Source organism: Flavobacterium wongokense, from assembly GCF_021608265.1.
Taxonomy (GTDB): domain Bacteria; phylum Bacteroidota; class Bacteroidia; order Flavobacteriales; family Flavobacteriaceae; genus Flavobacterium; species Flavobacterium wongokense.
Genome location: NZ_JAKIHP010000002.1, coordinates 37,146 through 52,954, shown reverse-complemented (window position 1 = coordinate 52,954; position 15,809 = coordinate 37,146). Strand labels below are relative to the sequence as shown.

12 protein-coding genes are annotated in these 15,809 nt (G+C 37.3%); 9 read left to right on the top strand and 3 right to left on the bottom strand.

Annotation, left to right across the window (positions count from 1 at the left end):
- Positions 1-14 precede the first annotated feature (14 nt).
- The 3 genes from L1S31_RS06190 to L1S31_RS06180 are packed head-to-tail and all read left to right on the top strand — an operon-like array spanning position 15 to position 1,464.
- Positions 15-557, top strand: a complete 543-nt coding sequence (locus L1S31_RS06190) for an RNA polymerase sigma factor (protein ID WP_236463615.1) — start codon at positions 15-17, stop codon at positions 555-557.
- A gap of 30 nt (positions 558-587) precedes the next feature.
- The gene (locus L1S31_RS06185) at positions 588-1,001 is read left to right on the top strand and encodes a hypothetical protein (RefSeq protein WP_236463613.1); all 414 of its coding nucleotides are present in this window, start codon (positions 588-590) and stop codon (positions 999-1,001) included.
- A 4-nt stretch (positions 1,002-1,005) separates the two neighbouring features.
- Positions 1,006-1,464 (top strand): sensor of ECF-type sigma factor, encoded by a 459-nt coding sequence (locus L1S31_RS06180; protein WP_236463611.1) that lies wholly within the window; start codon positions 1,006-1,008, stop codon positions 1,462-1,464.
- A gap of 17 nt (positions 1,465-1,481) precedes the next feature.
- Here the strand turns inward: L1S31_RS06180 and L1S31_RS06175 are convergent, their stop codons facing one another.
- Positions 1,482-2,534: a sialidase family protein gene (locus L1S31_RS06175; protein ID WP_236463610.1), complete on the bottom strand. Its 1,053-nt coding sequence runs from the start codon at positions 2,532-2,534 to the stop codon at positions 1,482-1,484.
- Between the two features lie 137 nt (positions 2,535-2,671).
- On the opposite strand from L1S31_RS06175, the gene L1S31_RS06170 reads away from it, so the two are divergent.
- The 5 genes from L1S31_RS06170 (at position 2,672) to L1S31_RS06150 (ending at position 10,981) form a co-directional block, all read left to right on the top strand.
- Complete coding sequence (locus L1S31_RS06170) at positions 2,672-3,958, top strand: dermokine domain-containing protein (RefSeq protein WP_236463608.1); 1,287 nt, start codon at positions 2,672-2,674, stop codon at positions 3,956-3,958.
- 147 nt (positions 3,959-4,105) lie between these two features.
- A complete protein-coding gene (locus L1S31_RS06165) occupies positions 4,106-6,076 on the top strand; it encodes a KUP/HAK/KT family potassium transporter (protein ID WP_236463606.1) in 1,971 nt (656 codons plus the stop codon).
- 97 nt (positions 6,077-6,173) lie between these two features.
- Positions 6,174-7,394 carry an RsmB/NOP family class I SAM-dependent RNA methyltransferase gene (locus L1S31_RS06160; RefSeq protein WP_236463603.1) on the top strand — a complete coding sequence of 407 codons (1,221 nt, stop codon included), beginning with the start codon at positions 6,174-6,176 and terminating at the stop codon, positions 7,392-7,394.
- An 8-nt stretch (positions 7,395-7,402) separates the two neighbouring features.
- Complete coding sequence (locus tag L1S31_RS06155; RefSeq protein WP_236463601.1) at positions 7,403-8,566, top strand: endonuclease; 1,164 nt, start codon at positions 7,403-7,405, stop codon at positions 8,564-8,566.
- Between the two features lie 183 nt (positions 8,567-8,749).
- Complete coding sequence (locus tag L1S31_RS06150; protein ID WP_370637869.1) at positions 8,750-10,981, top strand: DUF349 domain-containing protein; 2,232 nt, start codon at positions 8,750-8,752, stop codon at positions 10,979-10,981.
- Positions 10,982-11,014: 33 nt separating this feature from the next.
- Here the strand turns inward: L1S31_RS06150 and L1S31_RS06145 are convergent, their stop codons facing one another.
- Positions 11,015-11,941, bottom strand: coding sequence for an aspartate carbamoyltransferase catalytic subunit (locus L1S31_RS06145; RefSeq protein WP_236463599.1), 927 nt, complete (start codon positions 11,939-11,941; stop codon positions 11,015-11,017).
- Positions 11,942-11,990: 49 nt separating this feature from the next.
- Entirely contained in the window at positions 11,991-12,524 is a 534-nt protein-coding gene (gene pyrR, locus L1S31_RS06140) for a bifunctional pyr operon transcriptional regulator/uracil phosphoribosyltransferase PyrR (protein ID WP_236463597.1), read from the bottom strand.
- 163 nt (positions 12,525-12,687) lie between these two features.
- On the opposite strand from pyrR, the gene L1S31_RS06135 reads away from it, so the two are divergent.
- Complete coding sequence (locus L1S31_RS06135) at positions 12,688-15,711, top strand: T9SS type A sorting domain-containing protein (protein ID WP_236463595.1); 3,024 nt, start codon at positions 12,688-12,690, stop codon at positions 15,709-15,711.
- Positions 15,712-15,809: the final 98 nt, after the last annotated feature.

Here is a 15,809-nt window from a genome sequence, read left to right as displayed (position 1 = left end):
GATAAATTTTCACTTTGCAGGACGAAAAGGAATTCATTCAGGAATTATTAAATCCGAAAACGCAGAATGCTGCGTTTCAAAAACTCCTGCTCAATTATCAACGCCCACTATACAGCCATATCCGCAACATTGTTTTAAACCACGACGATGCAGATGATGTATTGCAAAATACTTTTATAAAAGTATTTCAGTATCTGAAGGATTTCAAAGGGGAAAGCAAATTATTTTCCTGGATGTATCGAATTGCAACCAACGAAGCCATAACATTTATCAATCAGAAAGCTAAAAAAAACGGAACAACCAGCGAAGCATTGCAGACCAAACTGGTAGATAATCTAAAAGCTGATGTTTATTTTGACGGAAGTGAAATCCAAATCAAGTTGCAAAAAGCCATAGCCAGCTTGCCTCAAAAGCAACAATTGGTTTTTAAAATGAAATATTACGAAGAAATAAAATACGAACACATGTCGGAGATTTTAGGAACGTCTGTTGGTGCTTTAAAAGCATCCTATCATCATGCTGTAAAGAAAATTGAAGAATTTGTCAAAGGCAATTAAACCATTTAACCTTAATTTTGTCAAACGCCCATGAAAGATTTCAAACTAGATAATGAACCAAAAATTACTTCAGGATTTACAATACCTGAAGGTTATTTTGATACATTTCAGGAAAAGGTCTTATTAAGACTGCCAAAAGAAGAGCCGAAAGTCATTTCGATATTCAATAGAAAAAAAAACTGGTATTTTGCAACAGCAGCGATTCTTATGATAATGCTTTCAATTCCATTATTCAATAACTATTCAACACAAAAGGAAGAAGTAGATACTCAAATCCTTGAAAATTATATAGCATATCAGTCTACAATATCCCAGGATGAAATTGTAGATTTATTGGAACAGGAAGACATTGATAAAATGAAAATGGAACTCAATGTTGACGACAGGGAAATCGAAGAAGCACTAAAATCAAATTCAAATTTAGAAGAATACATAATAAACTAACATTATGAAAATCAAAAATATACTTCCGCTACTTATAGTTTTCATTTCTATAAATGCAATCGCTCAGGACGGACCATTCCGCAAAAAGAAAGAACAGATTAAATCGCTAAAGGTAGCTTTCATTACCAACGAATTGGCATTGACTCCTGATGAAGCTACAAAGTTCTGGCCGTTGTTCAATGCATATGAAGACAAACAGCAGGAAATTAAAAAACAAAGGATAAAAGGTTATTTAGACAGAATGGATGATGATTCATTTGATAAATTATCAGATAAGGAAGCAGCAAGTTTGCTGGCTCAAATGGAAAGCAGTGAAGATGAATTATACCAGGCAAGAAAGAAATTTGTAGCCAGCCTGAAAGGTGTCATATCACCACTAAAAATTCTTAAACTTAAAAAAGCAGAAGAAAATTTCAATCGCAAGTTACTGCAACAGTATCGTGATAGGAAATTAGGTAGGTAAAGAGAGCAATGCTCTCTTTATTTTTTGAATTCAATTTTGATGATTTTATCCTTTCCGGCAGCAAAGGCAGTATTTTCATCAAGGAATCGAATCGTATAAAGTGTTTTATCATTTAAAAGCTGTTTCCATTTAAATCCGCCATCAGATGAATAATATAAGCCTGTGAGTCCTACAGAAACCAACTGCTTACCTTTGGATTTAGGAACATACTGAATGCATGATGCATATCCAAACCCTGATTTCTCTGCAATCAATCCCCATGTTTTTCCTCCATCAAAGGATATCGCCTTGTTTCTGGAATTCAGTTCCGGGATTTCATAATTTCCACCAGCGATTATTCCAAGTTTTCCATTATAAAAATTTGCAGTAAAAATTCCTGTCATCTCCTGCCCTTGCACAATAGGTGTTTCAAAAACTTCCCAAGTATTCCCTTTATCGGGAGAATAAAAAACCCTTGCTCTCTTACCTCCGGAAACTACCCAGGTTTTGTTTCCTTTGATGCAGATATTAGTATTGCTTGCAGCAAATGCGGCTTCACCATTTTCAACTTTTGGCAAAGCTAGACAAGAAGTTTTCTTCCATGTTTTACCTGCGTCCCTTGTTATCAATACCGAAAGACAATTTTCGGTTGGATCTCCAATAGCTATGCCTTTTTTTTCATTCCAGAAATTCATCGCATCATAAAATGCCTTTTCGTTGTTTTCCATATAAACTTTCTGAAAGCTCATATCAGATTTGTTTACCTTAAAAACGTTGGCCGGATTTCCAATATTGGCGATGAAAATTGATTTTGTATTTTGTGCAATTGACCTGAACTCTAGTTTTTCATCCGTATTGGCAATTGTCTTTTGCAAATGCGTAAGCGTTTTAAAATCGTAATACCCCATCCGGCTTTTATCCGCTGCATACCAAATCTTATCCTTATCAATTAGAATAGCCCTAATGCTTATTTTATCATTTAAGATTGTATCAACCGAAACCGATTTAAAAGGTTCATTTTCAGAAACCGAACCCGATTTGCAGTTTGCAAAAAGATTAAAAACAATAAGAGCCAGGAATATATTTTTCATTGGAAACAATTGAAGGATAAGCAAATGTATAAACTTTAACTAAGTTAAGATTGGATTAAAATGCATTAAAAAAAAGTTGTGGCACAGTAATTGGATGTTCGATTAAAAAATTATCCAAATACTAAATACTTATAATTATGAAAACTAAAATTTTATCCTTGACGATACTTTTCTTATGGAGTGTTACAAGTGTCTTTGCACAGGACAGGACTACTGTTACTGCAACCAATTCGGATATTAGTGACAACTTGGATCTGCGTGCTGTAGCATCAATTTTTGGTGATTCGCGTGACTTAGCTGATTTTGAAAGAAGATTGAATGATCCAAATGCTCAGATTTCGAATCTGGACTTGAATGGTGATAATCGTGTTGATTATTTACGTGTTATTGAGACAGTTGAAGGAAGTGCGCACTTAATCATAATTCAATCTGTCCTTGGCCTTGATACTTTTCAGGATATTGCAACGGTTGAAGTTGAAAGAGACCGATACAATAAAGTTCAGGTTCAGGTTGTAGGAGATGTTTACATGTATGGTAATAATTATATCTATGAGCCAGTATACGCCTATACTCCTGTAATTTATACCACTTTTTGGGTAAGCAGTTACAGGCCATATTATTCTTCATGGTATTGGGGATATTACCCAAGCTTTTATGTTGCCTGGTCTCCTTTCCCTGTTTACACATATCATAATCACATAGGTATTTATATAAATCATCATCATCATTATAATTATGTAAATTACAGGAATTGTAGCGTTGCCTACAACAATTATTATAATGGAAGAAGAGGAAATGCATACGAAAGACAATATCCAGGCCGTTCATTTGCACAAAGAAATACGGGTTACACAAACCGAAGGGAATTGGTTCAAAACAGAAAACCACAGGTTTCAAATACAAGAGGCACTGTTGCAAATAATAACACCCGAAATAATACAGGGTATGATTCTCCAAGAGGTGTAAGAGGTGTTGGTTCAAATGAAGTGAAAGGCGGTTCAACCCCAAGAACCCAAGGCAGCACAAGAGGTGTTGAGTCTCCAAGAAGTGTAAGTGTACAAAACGGAAGAGAAGTTACCAGCGAATCAACGCCTAGAACATATGGAAACACCCGAAATGGTGAATCTCCAAGAACTTATGGCAGTACTGGAAGCACTGAATCACCAAGAACATATGGGTCTGGAAGTTCTGAAACTCCAAGAACTTATGGAAATACCAGAAGTACTGAATCACCAAGAAGTAATGCGCCACAAGGAAATTCACGTGGATATGAAAGTCCGAGAAGTGAATCTCCAAGAAGTGCACAAAGGAATGAATCCCCAAGAAGTTCTGCCCCAAGAGAATATTCCCAACAAAGAGAAAATTCGCAACCAAGAGGTGGTGGCGGAGGAAATTCGAGAGGAAACGGAAATAGAAGAGGTTAAAGTTAAGTTGAATAGTTATAGTTTAAATTGTTGAAGAAAAGCACTACAGAAATGTGGTGCTTTTTTTATAAGCCAAAATTAAGTCCTTAAAAAAATAATTAATTTAAAAATGTAGTACATTTGTATCCGTTTTTTTAACAACTTACAATGGGTGCCCATAATCAAAAACTCCATAGCAATCTTAGTGTTGCAGGTTTACTTATTACGTTAGGAATTATTTATGGCGATATCGGAACTTCTCCGTTATATGTAATGAAAGCCATAATCGGATTAAAGCATGTTATTGACGAAGATATAATCCTGGGAGGACTATCCTGTATTTTTTGGACACTGACGCTTCAAACGACTTTGAAATATGTAATCATTACACTGAGTGCTGACAATCATGGTGAAGGTGGAATTTTTGCCTTGTATGCTTTAGTCAAACGAACCAAAATCCAATGGCTGATCGTTCCTGCAATTATTGGCGGTAGTGCACTTTTAGCAGACGGAATCATCACTCCTCCTATTTCTGTATCTTCCGCTGTAGAAGGAATCCGGACGTTTTATCCAAGTATCAATACTGTCCCAATCGTTATTGGAATCCTTTTCATATTATTTACCATCCAACAATTTGGAACTAAGTTGGTGGGCAAGTTTTTTGCCCCTATGATGCTTATCTGGTTTAGCATGCTTGGTATTCTGGGTATCATCCAAATCGGTTCCAATCTTGAAGTATTCCATGCATTGAATCCTTACTATGCCTATCATTTATTAAAAATCCACCCTGACGGGTTTTATGTTTTAGGTTTCGTATTTTTATGTACAACCGGAGCTGAAGCCTTGTATTCAGATATGGGGCACTGTGGAAGGAAAAACATCCGTATCAGCTGGATTTTTGTAAAAGCAACATTGGTATTGAACTACTTTGGTCAAGGAGCTTATCTGATAAAACATAAAGGCGATACTTTATACCATTTAAGTGGAAATAATTCCAACGCCAACCCTTTTTATTTAATAATGGAAAGTTGGTTCCAACCTATCGGAATCATCATTGCAACCATGGCTGCAGTAATTGCTTCGCAGGCATTGATCAGCGGTTCTTTTACCCTTATCAATGAAGCGATGAGGCTAAACTTCTGGCCAAAGGTTAAAATCAAATACCCAACCGACTTAAAAGGACAATTATACATTCCATCAATAAACTGGCTACTGTTCATTGGATGTGTTGGAATTGTGCTTCACTTTGAAGAATCAGGAAATATGGAGGCTGCTTACGGCTTGGCAATCGTTTTATGCATGATTATGACTACTATTCTTTTGAATTATTATCTGATAATGAAAAGAGTTTCCATGTTCATTATTGTTCCTGTTATTGCGCTTTATCTGTGTATTGAAATAAGTTTCCTTATAGCTAATCTTGATAAATTCCCGCATGGAGGTTATGTAACATTAATGATAGCATGTGTATTGATTGGTATCATGACGGTTTGGTTCCTGGCTAAGAAAATCAGCAAGGCCTACACCAAAATTGTTAAAATTGAAAGCTACAAAAAAGTACTGGCTGAGTTAAGCGTGGATTTGTCTATTCCGAAATATGCTACACATTTGATTTATATGACCAACTCGACACGTACGGATGAAATCGAAGAAAAAGTAATGTATTCCATTCTTCAGAAAAGACCAAAGCGTGCCGATATGTATTGGTTTGTCCATGTAAATATCCTTAGCGAACCTTATAAAAGGGAATATCGTGTTACCGAAATTGTAAGGGACGATTTATACCGCGTTGACTTCAATTTAGGCTTTAGGGAACCTACAAAAATCAACCTGATGTTCAAGGAAGTAATCCGCGATATGGTTCAGAATGGTGAAGTTGACGTTACCAGCCGTTATGAATCGCTGAACAAAAACAACATTATTGGTGACTTTAAATTTGTCCTTTCGGAGAAATTCCTTTCTAATGACAGCGATTTAACTTTCTTTGAGAAAATTGTAATGAACAGTTATTTCTTACTCAAAAAAATGAGTTTGTCTGAAGAGAAAGGATTTGGATTGGATAGCAGCTCTGTAAAAGTAGAGCAATTCCCAATGGTACTCCACGCTCCTGAGAAATTTGAAATGTGTCGCATTCGTTAATGGATTTGAATATCAGATTATTTGATTTTTAAAACTTTAAAAATTAACAAATAGCCAATAAAAAAGCAATATCTTTGCGCGCTCATTTTTTTACAACATGCGATTACACCGAAATCTAGTTTATACAACAATCGACTCTTTAAATGCAATCTTCAATGAAGGGGAATATGCCGATAAAGTAGTTGCCCGTGCCTTGAAAAAAGACAAACGTTGGGGAAGTTCCGACCGAAAATTCGTTGCCGAAACTATCTACGAAATTGTTCGTTGGAAAAGATTATATGCCGAAATCGCCGAAGTAAAAGAACCTTTCAATAGAGATGATTTGTGGCGCATGTTTGCAGTTTGGGCAGTATTGCGGGGTTATCCGATTCCCGATTGGAGACAATTGGAAGGAACACCGGCACGAAAAATCAAAGGAAGATTTGACGAACTTTCCAAAATTAGGAAAATGCGTGAGTCTATTCCGGATTGGATGGATGAATTAGGCGCTAAGGAATTAGGTGAAGAGGTTTGGACCAAAGAGATTGCGGCTCAAAACCAACCTGCGAAAGTGATCCTTCGTGTAAACACCTTAAAAACCACAAAAGAAGTGCTTCGCGCTATTTTGATGGATTTAAATATTGAAACCGAATTTTTGGCAGACCAGCCAGATGCTTTGGTGTTAAAAGAAAGAGCCAATGTATTTTTAACTGATGCCTTCAAGGAAGGATTGTTCGAAGTTCAGGACGCTTCCTCTCAATTGGTTGCAGCTTTCCTTGATGTTCAACCCGGAATGAGGGTTGTAGATACCTGCGCTGGTGCTGGTGGCAAAACATTGCACATGGCATCACTAATGCAGAACAAAGGGCAATTGATAGCAATGGATTTGTACGAAAGCAAATTGAAACAATTGAAATTAAGGGCTAAAAGAAACGGCGCTTTCAATATAGAATACCGAATAATCGATACAACCAAAGTCATCAAAAAACTCCACGAAAAAGCCGATAGGGTTTTAATTGACGCACCATGCAGCGGTTTGGGTGTATTAAAAAGAAATCCGGACGCCAAATGGAAATTACAGCCTGAATTTATAGATAATATCAAAAAGGTACAGGCAGAAGTTTTGGAAAATTATTCCAAAATAGTAAAGCCCGGAGGAAAATTGGTTTATGCAACCTGTTCGGTCTTACCGTCTGAAAATCAGGAACAAATTAAGCGTTTTTTAACAACTGAAGCTGGAAAAAGCTTTACCTTTGTTAAGGAAACCAAAATCCTGGCCCAGGAAACTGGTTTCGACGGGTTTTATATGGCGCTGTTAGAAAGAAAAAAAGAAATATAAAAACACAAATGAAAAAAATCTTAACCTTATTATTTTTAAGTTTTACCGTTATTGGAATTGCCCAGGACAAATCAGCGGTAACGTTGTCAACCAATTCAATTCCGCCGGGATATTACAACACAGCTACAGGAACTGGTTACACCTTAAAAACCCAATTATTCAATATCATTAAAGATCATAACGACAGAGGATATGCCGGTTTGTGGACTACTTATGAAACTTCAGACAGGGATCATCAGTATGAAAATGATGATACGCTTATAGATCTTTATTCTGAAAATCCAACAGGTGCAGATCCTTATAATTTTGTTATCAATACCAATCAATGTGGTTCTTACAGCGCTGAAGGCGGTTGCTACAACCGTGAGCATGTAATACCTCAAAGTTATTTTGGAAATGGTGTTCAGCCTATGTATTCAGATGCGCACTCGGTACTTCCTACTGATGGAAAAGTTAACGGTTGGAGAGATGACCATCCTTACGGCGTGGTAGCGGCAACTACAAATCCATGTAATGCTGGCGCAACAAACACGCCATGTGCCACACAAAATGGTTCCAAATTAGGCAACAACGTCAACTCTGGATATTCTGCCGGTTATTCATCAAAGGTTTTTGAACCTTTGGATGCATTTAAAGGTGACATTGCACGAGTTATATTTTATTTTGCAACAAGATATGAAGACCAGTTAGTGGGATTCTTCACTACGACTTCTTCTGAAGCAAAAGTTATTTTTGATGGTACAAGTGGCCATACCTTTTCGCAAACATTTTTAAATATCCTACTGACATGGAACACTCAAGACCCTGTTAGTGCTAGGGAAATTGAACGAAATGACGCAATCTATGCACGTCAGGGCAACAGGAATCCATTCATTGACCATCCGGAATGGGCAACTACCATTTGGGGATTGCCTTTAGCAGTTTCAGATTTTGATTCTTTGGCAACGGTTTCAATTTACCCAAATCCATCCAGAGATGTGGTAAATATTTCTACAGGCATCGCGCTTGATCAAATTGATATCATTACCATCAACGGCCAGGTTTTACAACAAATAAAAAACCCAACTTTTGAAAATAACAACTACACAATTAGTAACCTGCCAAAAGGATTTTATTTTGTAAAATTATCCTCTGCTACTAATTCAGTTACCAAAAAAGTATTGATAAACTAGATTTAATAATTCCAATTATACCCTAAACGCTGTTGAAATTCAACAGCGTTTTTTTGTTTTTAATCGAAAAAGTAGCCGAAATACCCCAAATATAGTACATAAAGCGTTGTTTTACTTTGAATTTTAGAGCGTGTTTCTTATCTTTCGCCCTCATATTGTGTAACCCTTAAAACATTTTACAAAATGTTAGAAGAAAAGAATGATAACCTGCAAGATGCAGATGGAAACGTGGCTAATGAATCACAAGAAGTGACAACGGCTGAAAATCAAGAAATTCCTGTTGAAGTCCAGGAGGAAAACGAAGCTGTAGTAGAAGCCGAAGAAGCAACTGCAGAAGTAGAAGTTCCTGTTGAGGAAGTTGCAGAAGAAACTGTGGAGGAAACTGCGACGGAAATTGAAGCTGAAGCTCCGGTTGAAGAAGCTACTGAAGAGAAAGTAGCTGTTTTAACTGAGTCACTTACAGAAGACGAACTTGAAGTTGCTGCCGAAAAAGAAGCGCTTGTTGAAGAAACTGTCGAAGCTGTTGTAGCTGAACCTGAAGCTGAAGAAGAAGTTATTGAATTAACTGACGAACAGGCGGAAGATGATTCTCCAATGATTGAATCTGACAGCCAATCGGTGATCAGTGCCATTGAAGAGGTAAACGCTGAGGAAAGCGAAGACGAAACTTTAAAAGAGCGTCACGACATTCCTATGCTGGATTACGATACCTTGTCAATGGAGCAATTGGTTGACGAATTAGCCGTATTGGTTGCTGTCGAAAAAATGATGTCAGTTAAGGACCACGTTGAAGAATTAAAAAAATCATTCTTATCAAAATACCATCATTTCATTGATGAAAAGAAAGAGGAATTCCATGCTGAAAATCCGGAAACTACCGAGGATTTTCATTATCATTTCCCTTTAAAAGCAAAATTTGACCAATTATACTCTCAATACAGAGACAAGAAAAATAATCATTTCCAAAGCCTACAAAACAGCCTTAAATCTAACTTAGAAAACAGGTTGGCAATTGTAGAGGAATTGAAAAACCTAATACACAGCCAAGACAGCATTCCGGTTACTTTGAAGAAATTCAATGATATCCGTGACCGTTGGAAAGTGGCTGGACCAATTCCAAAAGACAAATACAACCACGTTTGGAATAACTACCATTTCCATTTAGAGAATTTCTATGATGTATTGCATTTGGACCGTGAAATCCGTGATTTGGATTTCAAACACAATTTGGTTCAGAAGCTTAAGATCATTGAGCGCGTTGAAGAATTGGTAAAAGAGGAAGACGTTAACAAAGCATTCCGTGAATTACAGGATTTACACCGCATCTGGAAAGAGGATATCGGTCCGGTTTCGAGAGAAAACCGTGAGGAAATTTGGAACAAATTCAGTGAACTGACCAAGCAGATGCACGACAAACGCGAAGGTTTGTTTGAACAGCTTCGCGAAGTTGAAAAAGGAAATTTAGACAAGAAAAAAGAAATCATTGCCCAAATCGAGGTTTTGGCTCAGGAAAAAGTAAACTCCCATGCAGCCTGGTTAGGCCAGATTGAAAAAGTGGAGGCTTTGCGCAATCAGTTCTTCAGCGCAGGGAAAGTTCCGGCTGAAGTTACAGACCAAACCTGGAACGACTTCAAAAATGCAGTGAGAAGTTTCAATGTATTGAAAAACTCTTTCTATAAAGACATCAAAAAAGACCAGAACGATAACCTTTCCAAAAAACAGGCTTTGGTTGCCAAAGCAAATGAACTAAAGGAAAGTACCGATTATGCAGCAACTACTCCAATATTCAAGCAAATCCAGGAAGAGTGGAAAACCATTGGACATGTTCCAAGAAAGTTTTCAGACAAACTTTGGGCGGAATTCAGGGCTGCCTGCAACGAATATTTTGAAAAGCTGAAAGAGCAGAAATCTGAAGTTAACGAAGAAGAATTACAGGCTTTTGAAAGCAAGAAAGCATATCTTGAAACCATCAAAGGTTTCGAATTGGTTGGCGATCATAAAACCGATTTGGATGCGATAAAAGCCCACATCGAAACCTGGAAAGGCTTTGGAAAAGTGCCATTCGCACGCCGACATATTGAAGGCAAATTCAATAAAATCCTTGATTTCCTGTTCGAAAAACTGAGCTCAAGCAAGAAGGATAATGAAATGGCGCGTTATGCCAACAGAATTGATAACCTTTCTGGCGCTGATAACACCCGAAAATTAGACAACGAAAAAGTATTCATCATGCGTAAGATTGATGAAGTACAAGGAAATCTTTTCCAGTTGGAGAACAACATTCAATTTTTTGCCAATGCAAAATCAGATAATCCAATGGTAAAGGAAGTAATGAAAAACATTGAGAAACAAAAAGAAGAATTGGCTACCTGGAAAGAAAAGCTAAAACAACTTAGAAGTATCAAAACTGAATAAAAGAAAAGTCCCGAATAATTCGGGACTTTTTTATTACTGTATTTTAGAAGCCAAAAGATAAATGACCGCCATTCTTATGGCTACGCCGTTTTCAACCTGGTCTAAGATGACCGATTGTTTAGAATCAGCTACATCTGAAGTGATTTCTACACCTCTGTTTATTGGTCCGGGATGCATGATGACAATTTCCTTGCCCAAGGAATCCAAAAGTTGCTTGTCTACACCATATTGTTGGGCATATTCTCGTGTGGAAGGGAAATAATTCACATCCATCCGCTCGTTCTGAACACGTAACATATTCGCTACATCGCACCATTCCAGGGCTTTTCTCAAATTGGGTTCAACCGTTACACCAAGGCTTTCAATGTATTTCGGGATTAGTGTTTTTGGCCCGCAGACTTTTACTTCTGCGCCCTGCATCTGTAGTGCATAAATGTTGGACAAAGCCACTCTCGAGTGCAAAATATCACCTACAATTACCACCTTCTTTCCTCCTACTTTGCCCAGTCTTTCCCTTATGGAATAACTGTCCAAAAGTGCCTGCGTTGGGTGTTCGTGTGCCCCGTCGCCAGCGTTAATGATGCTTGCCTTTACATTTTGTGACAGAAAATAAGCCGCTCCGGGATTGGCATGGCGCATCACAACCATATCCACTTTCATCGAAAGGATATTGTTTACAGTATCAATCAGCGTTTCCCCTTTTTTTACCGAAGACTGCGCCGTTGAAAAACTAATTACATCAGCGGAAAGCCTTTTTTGTGCCAGTTCGAATGAGAGTTTGGTTCGTGTACTGTTTTCAAAAAAAATATTGGCAATGGTAATGTCGCGCAGCGAAGGCACTTTTTTGATGGGACGATTGATCACTTCCTTGAAATGGTCTGCCGTTTCAAAAATCAAATCAATATCTTTTTTGTTCAGATATTTTATGCCTAATAAATGGTTGACTGATAGTTCGGACATTGTTGTTGTGTTGTTATTGTTGTGTGTCTGTTCAATCTAAATTATTATATTACATCAGGTATACTGCATCTTCTCCGTCTTTTTCCTTCCAGCAGACTTTTACATTTTCATCATTTATCACGTCTACCTGACGGCCTCTGTAATCGGGCTGGATTGGCAGATGACGGCTGAATCTCCTGTCTATGAGTACCAACAATTCTATTTCTGAAGGCCTTCCGAAAGACTGTATTGCGGTTAATGCTGCACGAATGCTTCTTCCTGTAAAAAGTACGTCATCAATAAAGACGACTTTTTTATCTTCTACCAAAAAATCGATTTGCGTTTTATTGGCTTCCAGTTGCTTTTCGCCACGACGGAAATCATCACGGAAAAATGTGATATCCAAAAATCCGAGTGGTATGTTCTTGATCTTGTAATCGGTTTCTAAAATAGTCTTCAATCGTTGTGCGAGTGAAACACCTCTTGGCTGGATTCCGATAAGTACTGAATTGGAAAAATCGAGGTGGTTTTCGATTAACTGACAAGCCAAACGATGGAGTATGATATTGACTTCTTTTGAAGTGAGCAATACTTTTTGACTCATGATAGTGTTGTTTGGGTTGTAAAAGTAGTATTTTTTATTGAGTGTGTCAACTGATGCTAAAAATTATGTTCAAAAGTAAAATGTTTCTGAATAAAATTTTTATTACATTTATCACCTATATCTTATTGGTATACAACTGTCAAAACATCAAAACATAGTATTTATGAAATTAAAAATACTCTTTCTTTCTGTTATTGCAGGCAACATTTTATCTGCACAGAATGTAACTTTCGGAAACGCCAATTTTAAAACCAAAATTGTAAACTCTTCCGCGAGCAATACTACCGCAAAAAACCTGGGCGGAAGTTATTTTGCAGTCGATGCCAATGCCGATGGTGAAATACAGGAAACCGAAGCGCAGCAGGTAAGTGAACTTAATATTTCATCCTCAGGCATTGCCAGCCTGGTTGGAATTAATAGCTTTACAAATCTGACAAAACTGGTCTGCACCGGTAATCCTTTATCGGGAGTAGCAGATTTAACCGGATTGAATCTTATTAATTATATAGATATAGCTATAGGAAGCCTTAATCTTGGAACAAAGGCAAATTTGGAAACCCTATTATTAAGTACCGGGACTTCAACACTTACTTATGATTCGCCTACGGCAACATTAAAAACTTTTAGGGGAATGACTCCTGTTTTCCTAAGTATCAATTATTTAAAAAGACTTGCGCTTCAGGATATAACCATAAATAAATTTGGGATTAACTTTCCTTATTCCGCCCTTAAATACCACATGCAGGTAAACCGTCTATATCTAGGCACCAATTTTACTTCAAATGGAGATGCAGCCGTAATGACATTCACCGATTACAATCCGTTGGATGCTCCTGTTTATCCGCAAAACATAAAAACATTGGTAATCGGTCAATTTTTCGGTGGTTTGCCTATAGGGAATTTCCACAATTTAGAATCGCTGACTTTTGCTTCTACCGATCCTGCAAATCCGTCTACGGGTTGTCCTACCTGCCAGATATTCAATCCAACAGATTTCCCTAACCTGAAGGAACTGAATTTTTTAAGGAATTATAATCCGATACTAAATTTAGACCTTTCGCCCCTAACCCATTTGGAGAAATTTACAACCCACGACATTTCATTTGATGGAGATGATAATCCCGGAATGCAGTTCACAATAAATTTTGGTAATAATCCCAATTTATCAGAAGTGAGCTTTCAGGAACTACCAACGGGTAATTTGGATTTTTCACAAAACGTAAACCTAAAAAAAATAGGTATCCTTAGCCAGCTTCCTCAATTCATTAATTTTTTGAATATCAATATTAATCTTGCGCCTGCAAATAATTTGGAAGAGATTGACTTTAATGGTTATATATTTAATTCTTCAGACTCTGAATGGTCAAATCAAGGCATTACGTTAAATAACATCGACCAAAGCAGCAAACTGAAAAAAGTAAAATTACAATACTGTAGAATCGTAAATCCTTTTCCAATAACGAGTCAGTTTTTTACTAATTTCATAGCTTACGACAGCTTTTTTAATACTTTGGATTTTGGTCATCTGCCAAATTTTAATCACTTTGAACTCACCAATTTTACTACTATAACCCAACCGACATTTCCTGTCAATGATTTGTCAATTGACTTAAGCGGTTGTACTGCTTTACCTCAGATTGACATCACCTATCCGAAACTAAGATATTTATCCATTAAAAATGGTGTCGAAGACAATGATGGCGACATTTACAATGATGGCAACGGCTTAACGCTCTGCATTGACAATACTGATTATGACAATGCGATTTTCCCTAACGGAATGTCTAATTGGGATCTTCCTGCCAATACTGTTGTGACAAATTATTGCGAGACGTTGGCACCAGAAGGAAGTTTCAACAGCCTTATTGGAAAAGTACGGTTTGACGGTGATGCAAATGGTTGCGATAACAACGATGTTATTGTCCCAAATATGAACATAAAATCTACGGCCGGGCTAGTAAACAGTTACACTGCCTCTAACGCTACCGGTGATTATTTACAATATTTAGGGCTTGGAAATTACACCTCGGTTCCTGTTTTTGAAAATCCGGGATATTTTGTTGTTCCAACACCTTTCGCTTCCAGCTTTACAACTTACGACAATATTCAAACCCAGGATATCTGCATTGTGCCAAATGGAACCCACAACGATTTGGATGTGACAATTATTCCAATCAATGTTGCGCGTCCCGGACTCAATGCCAAATATAAAATCATCTACAAAAACAAAGGTACCACAGTGCTGTCTGGCAATCTTGCCTTCCAATACGATGATGCTGTGATGGATTTGGTTGCCTCATCTGTAGCTCCAACAAGCCAGTCAACGGGAATGCTGAATTGGGATTTCAATTTAAACCGATTTGAAACAAAACAGATAGTTGTAGAAATGAACCTGAATACTCCAACGGAAACTCCTCCATTAGACGATGGAAGCCCGCTTCATTACGCAGCTACGATTAATCCTGTCTTAGCCGATGAAACTCCAAACGATAATGTTTTTAACCTAAATCAGGTAGTTCGGAATTCACATGATCCAAATGATAAAACCTGCTTGGAAGGAAGTTCGGTTGGCACTATTAAAATTGGGGATTATGTAAACTATATGATACGCTTTGAAAATACCGGAAGCGCAGAAGCCATCAATGTAGTTGTTAAGGATGTTATCAATACGGCCAAGTTTGACGTTAACAGCATTCAGGCAATTGATGCAAGCCATCCTTTTAGAATGACCGTTACCGAGAACAATAAAGTGGAATTCTTCTTTGAAAACATTATGCTTCCGGGCACGCCAAGCGAATTGAGGTATGGGTATATTGTTTTCAAAATAAAGCTGAAATCAACTTTAACAAACGGAACTACCTTTAGCAACTCAGCCAATATTTACTTTGATTATAATGCTCCCGTCGTTACCAATACATTCGTAACGACCATACAGAATTTAGGAATGGATGACTCAGCTATACATCCTAAACTGGTTGCCTACCCAAACCCTGTAAAGGACAATCTGCATTTTGAAACTACAATTGAAATTACAAAAGCGGAAATCTATGATGTAAGTGGAAGAGTTATTATTACAAGTGGCGTATCCAATAATACAATAAACCTAAGCGCTTTGAAAACCGGAAATTACATCGTGAAAATATTCACCGGAAATGAAGTGATGTATGCCAAGGTCATCAAAGAATAATACATAAACAATTCCTTTAAAACTCCCAAGTTTCACACTTGGGAGTTTTTTTTTGTCATAGTCAGAGCAACCTTTTTAAGTTTTTGTTACTAGTAGTT

Coding starts and splice junctions, on each gene's coding strand:
- L1S31_RS06185 (WP_236463613.1), top strand. CDS start 588: ATGAAAGATTTCAAACTAGATAATGAACCAAAAATTACTTCAGGATTT.
- L1S31_RS06180 (WP_236463611.1), top strand. CDS start 1,006: ATGAAAATCAAAAATATACTTCCGCTACTTATAGTTTTCATTTCTATA.
- L1S31_RS06175 (WP_236463610.1), bottom strand. CDS start 2,534: ATGAAAAATATATTCCTGGCTCTTATTGTTTTTAATCTTTTTGCAAAC.
- L1S31_RS06170 (WP_236463608.1), top strand. CDS start 2,672: ATGAAAACTAAAATTTTATCCTTGACGATACTTTTCTTATGGAGTGTT.
- L1S31_RS06165 (WP_236463606.1), top strand. CDS start 4,106: ATGGGTGCCCATAATCAAAAACTCCATAGCAATCTTAGTGTTGCAGGT.
- L1S31_RS06160 (WP_236463603.1), top strand. CDS start 6,174: ATGCGATTACACCGAAATCTAGTTTATACAACAATCGACTCTTTAAAT.
- L1S31_RS06155 (WP_236463601.1), top strand. CDS start 7,403: ATGAAAAAAATCTTAACCTTATTATTTTTAAGTTTTACCGTTATTGGA.
- L1S31_RS06150 (WP_370637869.1), top strand. CDS start 8,750: ATGTTAGAAGAAAAGAATGATAACCTGCAAGATGCAGATGGAAACGTG.
- L1S31_RS06145 (WP_236463599.1), bottom strand. CDS start 11,941: ATGTCCGAACTATCAGTCAACCATTTATTAGGCATAAAATATCTGAAC.
- pyrR (WP_236463597.1), bottom strand. CDS start 12,524: ATGAGTCAAAAAGTATTGCTCACTTCAAAAGAAGTCAATATCATACTC.
- L1S31_RS06135 (WP_236463595.1), top strand. CDS start 12,688: ATGAAATTAAAAATACTCTTTCTTTCTGTTATTGCAGGCAACATTTTA.